The organism is Cytobacillus sp. FSL W8-0315, assembly GCF_038002905.1.
Taxonomy (GTDB): domain Bacteria; phylum Bacillota; class Bacilli; order Bacillales; family Cytobacillaceae; genus Cytobacillus; species Cytobacillus pseudoceanisediminis.
On sequence record NZ_JBBOOC010000001.1, the window covers coordinates 2,350,962 to 2,366,971 of the forward strand.

At 40.5% G+C, this 16,010-nt stretch carries 14 protein-coding genes; 11 read left to right on the forward strand and 3 right to left on the reverse strand.

Annotated features, from left to right (window positions below):
- Positions 1 to 13: 13 nt before the first annotated feature.
- Positions 14 to 772 carry a DUF4397 domain-containing protein gene (locus MKY20_RS12080; RefSeq protein ID WP_019379711.1) on the reverse strand — a complete coding sequence of 253 codons (759 nt, stop codon included), beginning with the start codon at positions 770 to 772 and terminating at the stop codon, positions 14 to 16.
- 339 nt (positions 773 to 1,111) lie between these two features.
- Here MKY20_RS12080 and rsgA point away from each other — a divergent pair, with 339 nt between their 5' ends.
- The 4 genes from rsgA (at position 1,112) to MKY20_RS12100 (ending at position 3,810) form a co-directional block, all read left to right on the forward strand.
- Positions 1,112 to 2,170 (forward strand): ribosome small subunit-dependent GTPase A, encoded by a 1,059-nt coding sequence (rsgA, locus tag MKY20_RS12085; protein ID WP_009332607.1) that lies wholly within the window; start codon positions 1,112 to 1,114, stop codon positions 2,168 to 2,170.
- A 147-nt stretch (positions 2,171 to 2,317) separates the two neighbouring features.
- Positions 2,318 to 2,854: a peptide-methionine (S)-S-oxide reductase MsrA gene (gene msrA, locus MKY20_RS12090; protein WP_009332606.1), complete on the forward strand. Its 537-nt coding sequence runs from the start codon at positions 2,318 to 2,320 to the stop codon at positions 2,852 to 2,854.
- Entirely contained in the window at positions 2,854 to 3,294 is a 441-nt protein-coding gene (gene msrB / locus MKY20_RS12095; RefSeq protein WP_009332605.1) for a peptide-methionine (R)-S-oxide reductase MsrB, read from the forward strand. The genes msrA and msrB overlap by 1 nt, the downstream gene beginning before the upstream one ends.
- Before the next feature lie 18 nt (positions 3,295 to 3,312).
- Positions 3,313 to 3,810, forward strand: a complete 498-nt coding sequence (locus MKY20_RS12100) for a PTS sugar transporter subunit IIA (RefSeq protein ID WP_019379710.1) — start codon at positions 3,313 to 3,315, stop codon at positions 3,808 to 3,810.
- Positions 3,811 to 3,856: 46 nt separating this feature from the next.
- On the opposite strand, the gene MKY20_RS12105 is transcribed toward MKY20_RS12100, so the two are convergent.
- Both MKY20_RS12105 and MKY20_RS12110 read right to left on the reverse strand, forming a co-directional pair.
- On the reverse strand, positions 3,857 to 4,456 hold the full coding sequence (locus tag MKY20_RS12105) for a DUF502 domain-containing protein (protein WP_009332601.1): 600 nt from the start codon (positions 4,454 to 4,456) through the stop codon (positions 3,857 to 3,859).
- A 31-nt stretch (positions 4,457 to 4,487) separates the two neighbouring features.
- Complete coding sequence (locus MKY20_RS12110) at positions 4,488 to 5,579, reverse strand: SGNH/GDSL hydrolase family protein (RefSeq protein ID WP_019379708.1); 1,092 nt, start codon at positions 5,577 to 5,579, stop codon at positions 4,488 to 4,490.
- Positions 5,580 to 5,769: 190 nt separating this feature from the next.
- Between MKY20_RS12110 and MKY20_RS12115 the strand changes: the two genes are divergently transcribed.
- The 7 genes from MKY20_RS12115 to MKY20_RS12145 all read left to right on the forward strand — a co-directional run bounded on the left by MKY20_RS12115 (position 5,770) and on the right by MKY20_RS12145 (position 15,981).
- Positions 5,770 to 5,940, forward strand: a complete 171-nt coding sequence (locus MKY20_RS12115; protein WP_009332599.1) for a YjcZ family sporulation protein — start codon at positions 5,770 to 5,772, stop codon at positions 5,938 to 5,940.
- A gap of 228 nt (positions 5,941 to 6,168) precedes the next feature.
- Positions 6,169 to 7,635 (forward strand): NAD(P)/FAD-dependent oxidoreductase, encoded by a 1,467-nt coding sequence (locus MKY20_RS12120; protein WP_341001211.1) that lies wholly within the window; start codon positions 6,169 to 6,171, stop codon positions 7,633 to 7,635.
- A gap of 129 nt (positions 7,636 to 7,764) precedes the next feature.
- Complete coding sequence (locus MKY20_RS12125; protein ID WP_019379706.1) at positions 7,765 to 8,742, forward strand: S66 family peptidase; 978 nt, start codon at positions 7,765 to 7,767, stop codon at positions 8,740 to 8,742.
- A 120-nt stretch (positions 8,743 to 8,862) separates the two neighbouring features.
- The gene (locus tag MKY20_RS12130) at positions 8,863 to 13,068 is read left to right on the forward strand and encodes a tetratricopeptide repeat protein (RefSeq protein ID WP_341001213.1); all 4,206 of its coding nucleotides are present in this window, start codon (positions 8,863 to 8,865) and stop codon (positions 13,066 to 13,068) included.
- Positions 13,069 to 13,280: 212 nt separating this feature from the next.
- The gene (locus MKY20_RS12135; RefSeq protein WP_341001215.1) at positions 13,281 to 14,639 is read left to right on the forward strand and encodes an aspartate aminotransferase family protein; all 1,359 of its coding nucleotides are present in this window, start codon (positions 13,281 to 13,283) and stop codon (positions 14,637 to 14,639) included.
- A gap of 2 nt (positions 14,640 to 14,641) precedes the next feature.
- The gene (locus MKY20_RS12140; protein ID WP_009332593.1) at positions 14,642 to 15,334 is read left to right on the forward strand and encodes a CoA transferase subunit A; all 693 of its coding nucleotides are present in this window, start codon (positions 14,642 to 14,644) and stop codon (positions 15,332 to 15,334) included.
- On the forward strand, positions 15,319 to 15,981 hold the full coding sequence (locus tag MKY20_RS12145) for a 3-oxoacid CoA-transferase subunit B (RefSeq protein ID WP_019379703.1): 663 nt from the start codon (positions 15,319 to 15,321) through the stop codon (positions 15,979 to 15,981). Before MKY20_RS12140 ends, MKY20_RS12145 begins: the two co-directional genes overlap by 16 nt.
- Positions 15,982 to 16,010: the final 29 nt, after the last annotated feature.

A 16,010-nucleotide genomic window follows, 5' to 3' on the forward strand; every position in this document is an offset into this window, starting at 1 on the left:
GTATTTGAACCCATTAGTCTGGAATCAGAATTGCTTCAAGCACAGGCTCATTGGCAACAGAACCTACAGCCAATAGGGTGTAAGCCTGGTCTGCTTGAAATTGCATCCGAGGAATTGCCAGGGCTACATTGGGGGTGCCTGATATCCTTGCTTCCAAGTCGACAGTCATTGGAGTTAAGGCCAGATATTTGCTTGCCTGCCTGAAAGCGATATTGGGAAAAACGACATCCCGGTTTTTTACGGCGATATCAACCGCAGGAGCATCAGCTGAAAGATGGGCAAATCTGACTTTTGTTTCTCCAGCAGGCACTTTATGGTGGTCTTCTAAAATAACAAGCTTTAATTTCGATGCAATTCCTGCGGCAGCAATTGTATAAGCCTTACCTGCGGCAGCAATGATTTTTCTGCTTAGAAGCGTGGACACCATATTGCCTGCTCGATATATGTCTATCTGATGCTTGCCGGCTGGCAGGGAAGCATAGCCGCTTGCTTCTTTATAGTGGAAGTCCTTCAAAATACGCGTACCGTCTACATAAATATCAACCTGACCGGCATCAGGTGAACCATGAAAGATCCGTACTTTTGCCTGCTGTCCCTCAGAAGGCTGCTGGTTTTGTGTCCGCATTATTTGAAAAGCCTGATTCAGGCAATGTAAATGTTTATAGTAATAAGCAATATGCTGTGCAGGATCAATATATTTAAAATACTGCGAAAGAAGATCATACTTAGCTGCTCTTTGGAAGTACCATTGCCGATTTCTCTCTGAAGCCATGCTTCTCCCTCCTAAATCTGCTCCAATAACATATGATTCTGACTGGATGAATGCCACATGGGGAAAATGAAGTAGAGAAAAAAATAGGCTTTACTTCTGGTGCAATATTCCATATAATATAAACAAATAAACGAAAGCGGGTGATGTGCTATGAAAAGAGAAATTTATGCAAATACGTTCATTGTAAAAAATTCAGGCACAGCCCAAATGGAGATCGTTTAATCGAGCGGAACAGTTAGTTTTCCACTGCTTATTGAACCTTGCATTATTAAACCATGGGCTGATTGCCTATGGTTTTTTGTATGTAAATAAATTTCTATAAGCATGGAGGAACAAACATTGACAATCAATAAATTTGGATTTAATAACTTTTTTAAAGAGGCTTTTTCAGTGTATGAAGATAAAGATTATCAAATTGGCCGTGTTGCACTAGAGCATAAAAGAATGTATCGCGTTTGGACAGATAACTCTGAAATGCTTTGCGAAGTATCAGGGAAGTTTTCTTTCAGTGCATCTTCAAGGGAAGATTATCCAGCTGTCGGTGACTGGGTTGTCATCAAAGAAAGGGCAGGAGAACAGCGAGGGACGATTCATGCTGTCCTTCCAAGAAAAAGCAAATTTTCACGGAAAACTGCAGGGATGAATACTGAAGAGCAAATTGTAGCAGCCAATGTAGACACTATTTTCCTTGTTAATTCTCTTAACGAGGATCTTAATTTAAGGAGATTGGAACGTTATTTGCTTTTATCATGGGAAAGCGGGGCAAATCCTGTTATAGTTCTTACCAAGGCTGATCTTTGTGAAAATCTGGAGGATCAGCTTGCTGATGTGGATAGTGTCGCCATGGGTGTTCCTGTTATCTCAATCAGCGTCATTGAAGAGAAGGGAATAGACCAGCTTAAGCCTTTTTTAGAGCCAGGAAAAACAATCGCCTTACTCGGCTCTTCAGGCGTAGGGAAATCCACTCTTACAAATTACCTTCTTGGCGAGGATAAGCAAAAAGTCCAGGATATTAGGATTAGTGATGATAAAGGAAAGCATACAACTACCCATCGGGAGCTCATCCTGCTGCCTGACGGTGCCATATTAATTGATACTCCAGGAATGAGAGAGCTTCAGCTGTGGGAAAGTGAAAATGGGCTTTCTGAAAGCTTCACAGATATTGAGCAAGCCGCTGAAAACTGCAGGTTCAGGGACTGTACACATGAAAATGAGCCAGGCTGTGCTGTGCATAGGTTGATAGAGGATGGAGACATATCAGGGGAACGTCTTAACAGCTATAAAAAGCTTCTCAAGGAACTCGCTTATCTGGACAGAAAGCAGGATAAGAGAGCCCAATCTGAAGAACGCAAACGCTGGAAAAAAGTGAGTGCCGGAGCAAAGAACAAAAGAATGTGAAAATTCATAAACCTCAGAAACCTCTTCGCTAAAGAGGTTTCTTTTGCATATAAGGAATCTTTTCATTAATCTTATGTATATAGCTTTAAATTATCATTCTAAGGGAAAAAGTAAAAGATAGAAAAGTGCCGGAAAGAGGTGGAGTAAATGACAGAGAAACTATTTGAAAAGGCAACATTTGCAGGAGGCTGCTTTTGGTGTATGGTAAAACCTTTTGATGAACAGCCTGGAATTAAAGAAGTAATATCCGGATATACCGGAGGGAATGTAAAAAATCCTACTTACCAGCAAGTCTGTTCAGAAACGACTGGTCATTACGAAGCAGTTCAAATTACATTTGATCCTGTGGTTTTCCCATATGAAAAGCTTCTTGAACTATATTGGCAGCAGATTGACCCAACAGATGCAGGCGGGCAGTTCTATGATCGCGGCCAATCATATCAGACAGCGATTTTCTATCATAATGAAAAACAAAAGCAATCAGCAGTAGAATCCAAACAAAAGCTTGAAGAAACCGGACCATTTACGAAACCGATAGTTACCAGGATTCTGCCTGCTTCAGACTTTTATCCTGCAGAAGACTATCATCAGCATTATTACAAAAAAAATCCGGATAGATACAGTTCCTATCAAACCGGCTCTGGAAGAAAGGCATTTATTAATAAGCATTGGGGTGAAAGATAATGGCAAAAAATAGAGAAGATTTAAAGCAGAAACTTGATCCAATGCAATATGAAGTCACTCAGAATAATGGCACGGAGCCGCCATTCCGCAATGAATATTGGAATGAATTTAAAGAGGGAATCTATGTCGATATTGTTTCCGGCAAGCCTCTCTTCAGCTCAAAAGACAAGTATGACGCAGGATGTGGCTGGCCAAGCTTCACAAAGCCCATACAGGATGAAGAAATTGTGGAAAAAGAAGACCGCAGCCACTTTATGGTCAGAACGGAAGTGAGAAGCAAATCAGCCGATTCCCATCTTGGTCATGTTTTTGATGATGGGCCGGGACCTGAGGGCCTCCGTTATTGCATTAATTCTGCTGCACTAAGGTTTATTCCTAAGGAAAAACTGGAGGAAGAAGGCTATAAAGAATTTCTGCGATTATTTAATGATGCAAACTAAGAAATGGAAGGTGTTTTTATGTTTAAGAAATTATTTGGCAAAAAGGAAGCAGTTAAAGCAATTGAGGTTAAGGCTGCTTTGACAGGCACGGCAGTTAATCTGGAAGACGTGCCTGATCCTGTATTTGCAGAAAGAATGATGGGGGACGGTATTGCAATCGAACCTGCAGAAGGGGTGGTTGTTTCCCCGGTAAATGGAGAAGTAGTTCAAGTGTTTCCTACCAAGCATGCAATTGGCATTCGTGCTGAGAATGGTGCAGAGATTTTAATTCATATAGGCCTTGAAACGGTTTCGATGAAAGGGGAAGGGTTTGAGACCCATATTTCCGAAGGATCAAAGGTCAGTGAAGGGGATAAGCTTGTCACTTTTGATTTAGCTCTAGTTAAAGAAAAGGCAAAGAGCACTATCACTCCGATCATTGTCACTAATGGCGACCAGGTCGCTTCTCTTGAGAAGAGTGTGGAGGGACCTGTGGCTAGAGGGACATCTACGATTATGACTGTTACTGCAAAATAATTAGAAAAAGCCGCCTAATTTTTAGGCGGCTTTTTCTGATTATTTCTTAAAAACTCCGGTCCTTTTCCGGAACTCCCTTCGAGGTCATTCCTCCAGATAGAATAAATTTCATTGCATTTTCCGGCTTAACATCTATGATCTCGATTTGATCCTTTGGTATTAAGAATGTGAAGCCGGCTACCTGGAAAGTCTGCGGAACATAGACAGCCGCATATTCCTTCAGCGGGTCATAAAATTCTTCCAATTCTTCTGAAGTAATAAACCCGAGACTCTTCATTTCGGTCCCAGGGATTGTAACCAATGCTACTTTTGAGAAAGATTTCTTTTCACCCAAGAAGGAATGGACAGTATCTTTAATGACTGTGTAAATCGTTTTAACAAGAGGAATTCTTTCCAGCATTCGATCCACAAGTTTAATAATGGAACCTGTAAGGAAATTGGTGGAAAGCCATCCTAATAAAGTAATCAGGATAAGTGTAGCTATTAGTCCGATTCCAGGGATATAATCATCTTTTAAATAAGGCTTTAAGAGATTCCCCAAAATGCTGTCTAAAAACAAAAAGGTTTTTACCACAACAAATATTGCTAAAATAATGGGCACAATTGTTAGAATCCCATTGATAAAATTCTTTAATAAACTTTTCATGAATTTCTCCTCAATCGAACGAAAAACCTTCCTATTCTGATCTGCTCAGGATGGAAGAAATTTGAATAACAGCATCGTTCGTGCTGTTGTTTACTGATTTTTCATCCGATACAATAAATTTCACATGGTGCGTTCCGTGATCAAGGCCGCTAATGATATACTGGTATCGCTCTTTAGTTAATGGCCACCAAGCGGATAAAGATGTGATATATGCATCATCTATAAAAACATCCATCTTTCCGCCTTTTTCACTTCGAATCATATTGACGCCTAGGAAGGGGCCGCTAAATTGATATTCAAGACTGTCACCCGCCTTGCTGCTCTCCCAAATGCCGTCTTTGTGAATAAATGAACCCGATATGTCCGTTACATGAGGAATCGATGCTATTTCAATATCCGCATTTTCATGAATGGGGGCAGAAAGTTCAGCAATTTCTGCATGACTGCCGGCTAATTCTCTTATTTTCTTTATTAGTGTATCTGCATATATTTTGTAGCCCTCATCATTTGGATGGACCATATCCTTTGTCAGTTCCTGAGCAGGCAATCCGGATTGTCCGAACGGCTTTCTCATATCCACATTTTTTGCGCCATAGTGATTAGAAATAACAGAAATGGCCTGGACAAATGCTTCATTATCAAGCGGATTTTCTGTAATGGTTATGATCTCGGTATCAGGGTAGAGCTGTTTGGTTTTCCGGATAAGCCCTTCGTAGAAATATGAAAATTGCTTTTCATCCATATATTTGCGGTCATTCTCCCCAAACACGATAAAAGTTAAATCAATTTTCCCTAAATGTTCGGATTGCTGAAGCTTATATAAGCCTTCAAAGGCAGTGGCACCGCTTTGGACTATAGAATGCCTTCTGGCTTTGATTTCAAATTCACTATGAAGATGCCGCTCAAGCCTTGTAAACCATGCAGATGATTTGGAGGTCGCACCTGACCCCCTGCCAATGCTATCCCCGATAATGAGGTAATTGATATTCTCTTTTGATGATAACTTTTGATACACGTTAGTTGGATTTGCCCCTTCAACTTTAGATAGGCTATCAAACAAATGATACAAACCATATATAAAAGTGATGATAAAAAAATATATGCCGATCTTCCTTTTCTTCATTGGTTTGAATCCCCCGCTTCTTTTCTGAATCCTTAATGTTATCGTACCCTAATAATGGCTATGGGGGAAGATTTAAAATGGAGTTCAGCGTTTTTTTAAAAAAATGGGCAAATGCACATGCGGGTCAAGTTCTCCGCACATACATTAATATTGAAAATGCCCAAGAAATCTTGTTGAGGAGTGATTATTAATGTATAAAGGTGCAGTTGCTGGTGCTGGCTACGACCAATGTTTTCCAGGATATGGATATCCTGTAGCGGGTGCTCAATATGGAGGATGCGGATATGGCGGTTTCGCATTGATCGTCGTATTGTTCATTCTATTGATCATTATCGGAGCATGCTGCTGTGGAAATTGGTAATATAAAATGAATCTTGTGGAGGCTGCTCTTTAGGAGCAGCCTTCAGTTTGTTAAGGGGCCAGCAATTGCGGTTTATTCGCGGAATTTTACATAAACTTTTGTAAAACCGAACAATATTGATTAATTTTATTAAATAGTTCGTAAAAAGATTGACCATTTATTCAGTGTTTGATATAGTTACCTAGGGTTGATGAAATTAACGAATAATGCGTCTGGGGGAATAGGACGATGAATGCAAATTATGATGTTATTGTTGTCGGTGCTGGACCGGCTGGAATATTTACTTGTTATGAACTAACACTAAAAATGCCTGAAGCAAATATTTTATTAATTGATAAAGGTCATGATATTTATCGGAGGAATTGTCCGATTTTACAGAAAAAGATTGAGAAATGCCCGCCGGCCGCGGGAAGAAAAGAGTATGCAGGGTGTTTGCCGGCATGTTCAATCACCAATGGTTTTGGCGGAGCAGGGGCTTATTCAGATGGGAAATTCAATATTACAAGTGAATTCGGCGGCTGGATGACAGATTATCTCCCTGATTCCCAGGTTGTTGAATTGATCAAATATGTAGATGAAATTAATTTGAAACACGGTGCAACTGAAAGCATCACAGATCCAATGACGGCTGAAGTGAGAGATATTGAGCGCCGCGGTTATGCAGCGGGACTGAAACTTCTTCGTGCACAGGTTAGGCATTTAGGTACGGAGCAGAACCTTGAAATACTAAAAAGCATTTATGAATATTTACGTGAAAAAATTGATATGTCTTATAAGACAGAGGTTGAAGATCTTATAAGCGAAAAAACGCCTGATGGCCATCGCATTATGGGGGTTAAGCTTAAGTCCGGAAATGAAGTTCATGCTGATAAGGTGGTTGTAGCACCCGGGAGAGATGGATCTGTTTGGCTGGCAAACCTCCTGAAGTCCCGCCGCTTAAAGATGATCAATAATCAAGTCGACATTGGTGTCCGGGTCGAAACTTCCAATATTGTCATGGAAGAGATTAATAAACATCTTTACGAAGGAAAGTTCACATTTAATACATCTGTCGGTACAAGAGTTCGGACATTCTGCAGCAATCCTTCTGGCCATGTCGTAGTGGAAAACCACTCCGGAATCATGCTGGCGAATGGCCATGCTTATAAAGACCCTAAACTGGGAAGCCCGAATACAAACTTTGCTCTGCTTGTATCCCATACATTCTCAGAACCGTTTGATAAGCCAAATGAGTATGCACACGAAATCTCAAGGCTTGCCAACAGCCTTTCAAACGGCGGAATCATTGTTCAAAAGTATGGAGATATATTAAAAGGAAGAAGATCAACTGAGAAGAGGATTAAAGAAGGTTTCCTGGAGCCAACCTTAAAAGAGGCGGTACCTGGCGACCTAGGCCTTGTGCTTCCATATAATACAATGAAAAGCCTGATTGAAATGACTGAGGCTTTAAACCATGTATCTCCTGGTCTTGCATCAGAACATACACTTTTTTATGGCGTAGAGGCAAAATTCTACTCTGCGCGCCCAAGACTTAATAACCGTTTCGAAACGGAAATTAGCGGCCTTTATGTCGGCGGGGACGGTGCAGGCATCACTAGAGGTCTCGCACAAGCGGGAGCTTGCGGAGTCTGGATTGCAAGGGATATCGTAGAAAAGAAAAGCAATGCACCAAGAAGGGAAGCTGCAATAGTATAAAAGCAGAAAGGCCAAGCTGAAAAGCTGGCCTTTTTTCAATATGTAAAAACAGTCATTTCTTAACGAGATTGTATCTGATAAAATGTAAAAAAAATAAACAAGGCTCAAAGGAGCAAAGGAGAGGACATAATGCTTGCAGAGCGTTTAAAGCCAGGAGATGAAATCCGGGTCATTGCACCGGCAAGAAGCATGGCCATCATAAAAGGCGAACAATTGCGAATTGCCCAGGAACGGCTGAATCAGCTTGGATTCACAATAACATACGGCAAAAATGCAGAATTGCATGATGAGTTTTTCAGTACTTCTATTGAAGAGAGAATTGAAGATTTGCATGATGCTTTTACTGATCCTAATGTAAAGGGGATCCTCACAGTGATTGGCGGCTATAACGCCAACCAGCTTTTGAATTACATAGACTTCGAGATAATAAAAAACAATCCGAAAATACTTTGCGGATTTAGTGATATCACGGCACTGCAGGGAGCAATTTATAAAAAAACAGGATTGATCACCTATTCAGGCCCGCATTTTTCAAGCTTCGGTGTGAAACATGGGTTTGAGTACACTCTTGATTCTTTTATTAATGCAGTAACCAATGACGCTCCCTATGAAATCCTCGCTTCGTCAGATTGGAGTGATGATCCATGGTATCTTGATCAGGAAGACAGGCATTTCATCAAAAATAATGGGTATACGGTAATCCAGGAAGGGGATGCAGAAGGGAGATTAATTGGAGGAAATTTATGCACACTTAATTTGCTGCAGGGGACAGAATTCATGCCATCATTAAAGGATTCAATCTTATTTATTGAAGATGATGAGGAATCACATGCTCTTACATTTGATCGGGATCTTCAATCACTCCTGCACCTGCCTGATGCTCAAGGCATCAAAGGAATCCTGATTGGCAGATTTCAGAAGAATTCCCAGGTTACCGAAGAGGCACTGAGAAAGATTATTGAGTCAAAAAAAGAGCTTCACGGCATTCCTGTGATAGCTGATGTGAATTTTGGCCATGTACAGCCTTATGCCACTATCCCGATTGGAGGAAGGGCAGCAATAAAAGCAAAAGGTTTTGAAAGTGAAATTTGGATTGAACAGAGATAATTAATCCCCGGATCATATGCCGGGGTATTTTTATGCAAAGAAAAAAATACAACCATTTCCTGTAGTAAATCTCTGTAAATGTTTGTATTATATTTCTATCATACCCAAATGAGGTGCACAATGGAAATTCTGGAAAATCTAAAAGGCCTGGCAGAAGACAGGCAGTTTTTAAAGGCGCTGAATGTTCTGGCTAATGAGTTGGAAGATATGAAAAAATCAAAATTCTCAATTATTAAGAATAAATTAGCAAAAATATCTTCAGTTGAAGATTTTAAGCTGCTCATTCGATTATTTGACCGTGGAGTGATGTACCAATATAGCGGGTTTCTTGCCCGCTATGCACACAGGCGTTTTAAAACACTTCAAACCGCCATTTGGTATTGCGATGAGTTAATTGACAGTGGAAGGTCACTGGAAGCAAATTATATTATAACGGAATATTTGAAAAAGATGCCGCATGAAGCAGAAACTGAGCTGAGGATAAGTGCTTTATTTACAGAAGTACATAGCCTTCTTGAGTTAAAAAGAACAAAAGAAGCAGTGAAAAAGCTCGTTGAAATGGAGGCGATCAGCGAAAAGCCAATCTGGGATAAACTTGGATTTTATTATCTGCAGATAGGAGACCGTGCAAAGGCAGAATCTCATTTAACTGCTGGCCTGAGAGATGAAGAACGGGGACTTGCTTGTTATCTTTTGTTATCAGATCTATACGCATCAAATGGAGGAGGGGGAAAGTCTCTTCAAACGATTAAAGAAGGCATGGAAGTCCACCCGCAGGCGCCTGCATTAAAATTGGAGCTTATTCGCAGATACAGAGATTTCGGCTTGCATGAGGACATGCTATCAGAAATGAGTGAGCTCGATCGACTTGTTCCTTTTCACAGCTATGAGTGCTATTTTGAACATCTTAGAGCTCTTTCCTACTATCAAAAAGATGAACTTGAAAAATTACATCACTTTATCTCTCAGAAGAAAATGAAGGACAGTCCTTTCTCAGGAGATAAGGGGTTTTCTGAAACAGGTGATGCAGTAAAGCTCTCAATCAATCCAATTGTACAGAAAAGCAATTACTGTGTGCCTGCCAGCTTTGAAATGCTCTTTTCTTATTTTGGTAAAAAGGAAACTCAGGATGATATTGCTGAACATATTTTTGATGTGACTGGTTCAAAGCTGTCTGCATCTGCGGAATACCTTGAAAAAGAAGGTTTCGCATACCGTTTCTTTACAGGTGAAAAGGAGCGTTATAAGGCATTATTGCAGCAGGGGATACCCATCATCCTTAGTGTGGACTTTGAGGCATCTTCACATGTGCAGGTTATGATTGGGATTGATGAACGATTTGGCTTTTATTTGGTACAAGATCCAAACTTTCTTGATACAATGTATGTTCCTTATGGAGAGTTCCAAAAGCTAGCTGTAAATACTAACTTTTTGTCGATTGCGGCAGTGCCAATAGAGAGAGAGGCGGAGCTTGAATTCCTGCCTATGGATGATCACCTGTATTATAAAAAACTTCACTCCCTTTCGGAAATGGTTGAAGAAGACATAATGAAAAGTGAACCTGCTATGGCAGACTTTTTATCTTCTTCAATGAATGAGCCTTATACGCTCATATATACATTAAAATTTTTTTCCGGGGATAAACATAAAGAATTCATTATTAAATGTTCCGAAAAGCTGCTGGCCATTTTTCCTGAGTCAGACTTTTTTAAGCTGTATGCAGCTCAGGCATATATACGTTTAAACGAAATCGATCGAGCGGAAAAGACTTTATCACTTGTCAATAGAAAAACCTTTAGCCCATTATACCAATATTTGAGTGGAAGGATCCAGATGTATAAGGACCAATACTATTCTGCGATCGGCTATTTCAGAAAATCCCTTCAGCTTGACCCAGACCAATACTATATTTGGAGTTATATTGCGCTGTGCTTCCTCTATAATTCTGAGACGGAAAATGCGAAAGAAATGTCAGACATTGCACTAAATATAAATGAGCAAGACCGCTTTATTAGAGTAAATCATGCCATAATTCTTACGGATCAGGAAAAGTACAATGAAGCACGCTCGATATTCAGCCAGCTTCTTCGTGAAGATCATGGTGATGCGCATGTATGGTATGAGAGAGCGAAGCTTGACCAGGCAGAAGGAAAAATCCGCAAAGCAGAAAGAGGCTACATAATTTCAGCCAGCCTGGATGCTGAAATTTCTTATCCATATCTGGCTCTTGCCGACTGCTATGAATATTTGTTTGAAGATAAAATGCGTGCTGAAGAGATTTTACTGAAAGGAGCGGGGGTATCAGGAAGTCCGCAGATTCTAATTCGCTTGGGTGATCTTTACAAAGATCATGAGGAATATGAAAAAGCAGAGAGTATTTACTTCTCCTGTATAGAAGAAAATCCTAATGAGGTTTTTGCCTATCTGGGTTATGCATTTGCTATCTCTGAAATGAAGAGGCCAGATGAAGCAGCAGAATTTATAAGACAACATGAAGAACGTTTCAGTGAGGATAGCGAATTTTTAATAAATGGGGGCAAACTGGTTGCAGACTTTGCACAAGACCTGAAGGATTCCCACCTGCTGGAGGCAGGAATGTCTCTAATTGAAAGGGGATTTAACTACGTTGATCAAAATCTGAATGAAGCCCTGGAGCTATATGTAAATATAGCAGAAGAGTCGCCTTATGTGAATCGTGCAATCGCTTTTCTGGAAGCAAAGGCTGATGAAGACTCTCAAACTGACTATCTATGCTATACGGGCACTTTATATGAAAGTGCTGAGCGATATGCTGAAGCAATTAGCCTTTATAAAAGAGCCATCGGGGAAAATGAAACAGCTTTTCCATACTACAGGCTGGGGGAAACGTATTTTAGACTTGAAAAGTTTGAACCGGCGATTAAAGCATTTAGAAAATGTCTTGATCTTAATCCTGAAACAGAGGGGGCATATAGCCGCATTGCACAAATCTATGGGATTTTAGGAAATGAACTGAAGGAAGCAGAGTATATGCTGAAGCTGATTGATAAGGCTCCTCTAAGAGTTAATATTGAATATTTATCAAGCTTACTATCCATGGAAGAGCTTCGGGGGGTTATTGAAAAATTAATTCGTATGCAGGGTGAAGTTCTGGAAACATGGAGATTGGATAGCCTTGCTTATGCTTATGGAGCTGCAGGAGACAGAATCAAGGAAGAGGAATGTCTTTTGCAGGCCCTGAATCTGGATTCTCAATTAGCTGAAATAAAACATCACTATTCAAAATTGCTTATAGAGAATAAGAAATATAAAGAGGCTAGGAAGCTTCTGGAGGAACTTATTAAAGAATATTGGGATGATGAAGACATATATGAAACTTTAATTGTGCTATTTGTCGAAACCAATAAAATTTTACACCTTCCGGCATTCCTCGGGAAAATTAGAACTGAAAAAACGGAAAAAAGCCAGGTATTCTTAAAGGCAGCTGATGCATTGGCCCAGCATGCAAGCGGTGTGGATTGGGAAGCTGATCAAAATTCCTCCTTCATTGGAAGGTTTGTTCAAAAGATGAGAGAGAAGACAAAGCAGATCACTTTGTTTGGAGTGATTATCGACTTATATGAATCCTCAATCAGACATAATCCGTTTAATAAAAATGCACCAATCGGTCTTGCGGGATTCTATGAATCTGTAAATCTTGAGGAGGATGCCAAAAAGGTTCTGAAATCTTCTCTTGAAAAAGGTTGGGATTTTATTACAGCCTATCAGCTTGTACAGATCCATATGGCGGGCGGGAATGATCCCATTGAGGAAGCGGCAGAGATGAACACAGCAATAAAACTGCTGGATGCCTGCCTAAAAGAAAAGCCGAACGATACACATCTCATGCTCTTAAAGGCAGTTGCATTTACACACAGGATGCGATTCACCCAGGCAGAAACAATCTTAAGAAAGGTGTTAACAGAAAATCCGTATGAAAAAGAAGCCCATTTTAGATACGGACAATTATTAAATAAAAGAAAACGGTATGAAGAAGCAATAGAGATTATGGAAGAAGGATTAAAGTTTCATACCGATGATACTTCCTTATATATTGAACTGGCTATTTCTTTTCATAAAATAAAGGATGTTGAAAAATCACTAAAACTAATGGAGGAAGCGCTTGAAATTGATCCTGATCTTTTGATAGCGAGATATAATAAAGCTTGCTATCTATCAATCTTAAATAAATTGAAAGAAGCTGAAGAAGAACTTGAGTATGTCTTTCATCATGATGAAGAAGGATATTTTCAAGAACTTGCAGAGGAAGACATTGATCTGATGAACCTGAAAAAAAGCATTATTTAACCAAAAAAACAGCCGATTACACCGGCTGTTTTTTTAATTCCTGCAAATGGTTCATTTTAAAGATATGAATATTCTTTAAGAAAGATTTTGGAAGTCATTTCATATATTTTAATATATTGGCCCAGAAGATAGCGTCACACTTTACAATTCTGCTTCAACTTTAGAGCCCAAGACGCTTTTTTTCCACGAATAACAATGGAGGGGTTTCTGAAATGGATCAATCAAACCTAATTAAGCCAATGCTTCATGCACATTATCCAGTTATTGATTATGGCATAGGCGTCTATTTATATGATACTGACGGAAAGGAATATTTGGATGCATCGTCTGGCGCGATAACGGCAAATATTGGCCATGGTGTTGAGGAAATCATTGAGGCAATGCATGAACAGGCTAAGAAAGTCTCTTTTGTGTATCGTTCGCAATTTACCAGCGGGGCAGCTGAAAAGCTGGCTCTTAAAATCGCGGAAGCGGCAATTGGCGACTTAAATTGGAGCTTTTTTGTGAACAGCGGCTCTGAGGCCACTGAAACAGCTATGAAAATTGCGATTCAATATTGGCAGGAAAAAGGCATTCAGACAAAAACAAAGGTGCTTTCAAGGTGGATGAGCTATCATGGCATAACTCTGGGTGCTTTATCAATGTCAGGTCATACGGGCAGAAGGGCGCGTTTCATACCGCTGCTTGAAGATTTTCCTGTCATTCATCCGCCATATTGCTATAGGTGTCCATACAATCTGGAAGCGCCTGAATGCGGATATCTGTGTGCCCATGAACTTGAAACCGTCATTAAACGGATAGGGCAAGAGAATATTGCTGCATTTATCGCAGAGCCAGTCATTGGGGCTGCAGGGGGTGCTATAACCCCTCCAAAAGATTACTACAGGATAATAAAAGAAATTTGTGACCGGCATGACATTTTATTTATTGCTGATGAGGTTATGACCGGTTTTGGCAGAACGGGCACAATGCTTGCCTGCGAGCAATGGAATGTAAAACCTGATATTGTCGCACTGGGTAAAGGAATGGGGGCCGGGTATGCTCCGATTGCGGCTGCCCTTGTAAGCGATGAAATTATGAAGCCTATTTTGGCAGGGTCAAAGAGCATTATGAGCGGCCATACCTTAAGTGCCAATCCTCAGTCCTGCGCAGTTTCTCTCGCAGTGCTTGAGTATATTGAAAAAAACAACATCATCCCTGAAGTGGATAGCAAAGGTGTGTATTTGAAAAATAAGCTGACAAAACTGCAATCCAAATTTTCCTTTATTGGTGATGTAAGAGGAAAAGGACTAATGATCGGACTTGAATTTGTAAAAGATCATCTGTCCAGAGAGCCGTTTTCGAGAAAGTTTAATCTGACACAGAGATTAATACAGGAAGCGCAGGAACAGGGACTGCTTATTTACCCGGCGGGGGCAGGCAAAACCGGCATCGATGGAGATGCTGTATTGATTGCACCGCCGCTTACCATTACCAAAAGGGAAATTGATGATCTGGTGAAAAGGTTTGAAGGGACTTTGCAGATTTTCACAGAAAAACACTTGATCTTTGCTGAGGAAGAGGCTGAATAAATATGGAGAACACTTATAACAAAATCATTGAAATTGATGAGGCAATGAAGCATTTTCGGGATGGCATGATCATTATGTTTGGCGGATTTGGAGGAATTGGCACCCCTCCTGCCCTTATTGACGGAATTTTGGATAATGGATTCAAAGATTTAACGCTTATTGGCAATGATTCAGGGTTTCCCCATATTGGCATCGGGAAAGTGGTAAGCCAGGGAAGGGCGAAAAAAATGATTGCCTCCCATATCGGATCAAATCCCGTTGCTGGCCAATTAATGACAGATGGGAAAATGGAAGTGGAGTTTTCGCCACAGGGAATATTGGCAGAAAGAATCCGTGCAGGGGGAGTCGGCATCCCTGCCATTCTTTCCGATATTGGACTTGATAATGACATTGTAACAAGCAATAAACAAACATGTAATTTGAGTGGAAAAAAATATCTTGTTGAAACGGCTCTAACAGCTGAAATATCCATTGTCTTTGCAAAAAAAGCGGATCCTTACGGAAACTTAATTTATGACAAAAGTGCGAGAAACACAAACCCGCTTGTTGCTATGGCGGGAGATATGACCATTGCAGAAGTGGAGGAAATTGTCCCCCTTGGCAGCCTGGATCCTGATGAAATTATAACACCAGGGGTTTTTGTGGATTATATTGTCCCTTCTAAAGGAGTGAATTGGAAATGGGCATGGGAGTAGAAATCAGAGATCGCATTGCAAAACGTGCTGCTGAAGAAATAAAGAACGGGATGATTGTAAACCTTGGCATTGGAATTCCTTCGCTTGTTCCCAATCATTTGCCAGCTGGGACAAATGTGATGTTTCATGCTGAAAATGGCATTACAGGTATGGGGCCAAGTCCGGAGAAAGGGAAGGAAGATGAAAATCTCTGTAATGCTGGCGGATTTCCGGTTTCCGTTGTAAAAGGTGCTTCGTATTGTGACAGTACTATTGCCTTTGGGATGATACGCAGAGGAAGAGTTGATATGACGATCCTTGGCTCCCTGCAGGTGAGTGAAAGGGGAGATCTGGCCAATTGGATTGTCCCTGGTAAAAAAGTTCCTGGCATGGGCGGGGCAATGGAACTTGCCCAAAAAGCCAGAAAAGTAATTGTCCTTATGAACCAGACAGATAAGTATGGAAATTCAAAAATTGTGAACGAGTGCAGTCTGCCTCTTACATCTGCCCGCTGTGTAGACATGATTATTACGGAGATGGCTGTCTTTCAAATAACAAATCATGGTCTGACACTGACAGAATTGTTTGCACCGCACTCGATTCATGCAGTAAGGGCGAAAACCGGCTGCGGCTTTACCATTGCTGGGAATGTGAGAGTGATTAATTGATAGATAGTATCCTATGTTTGGCTGTGGTC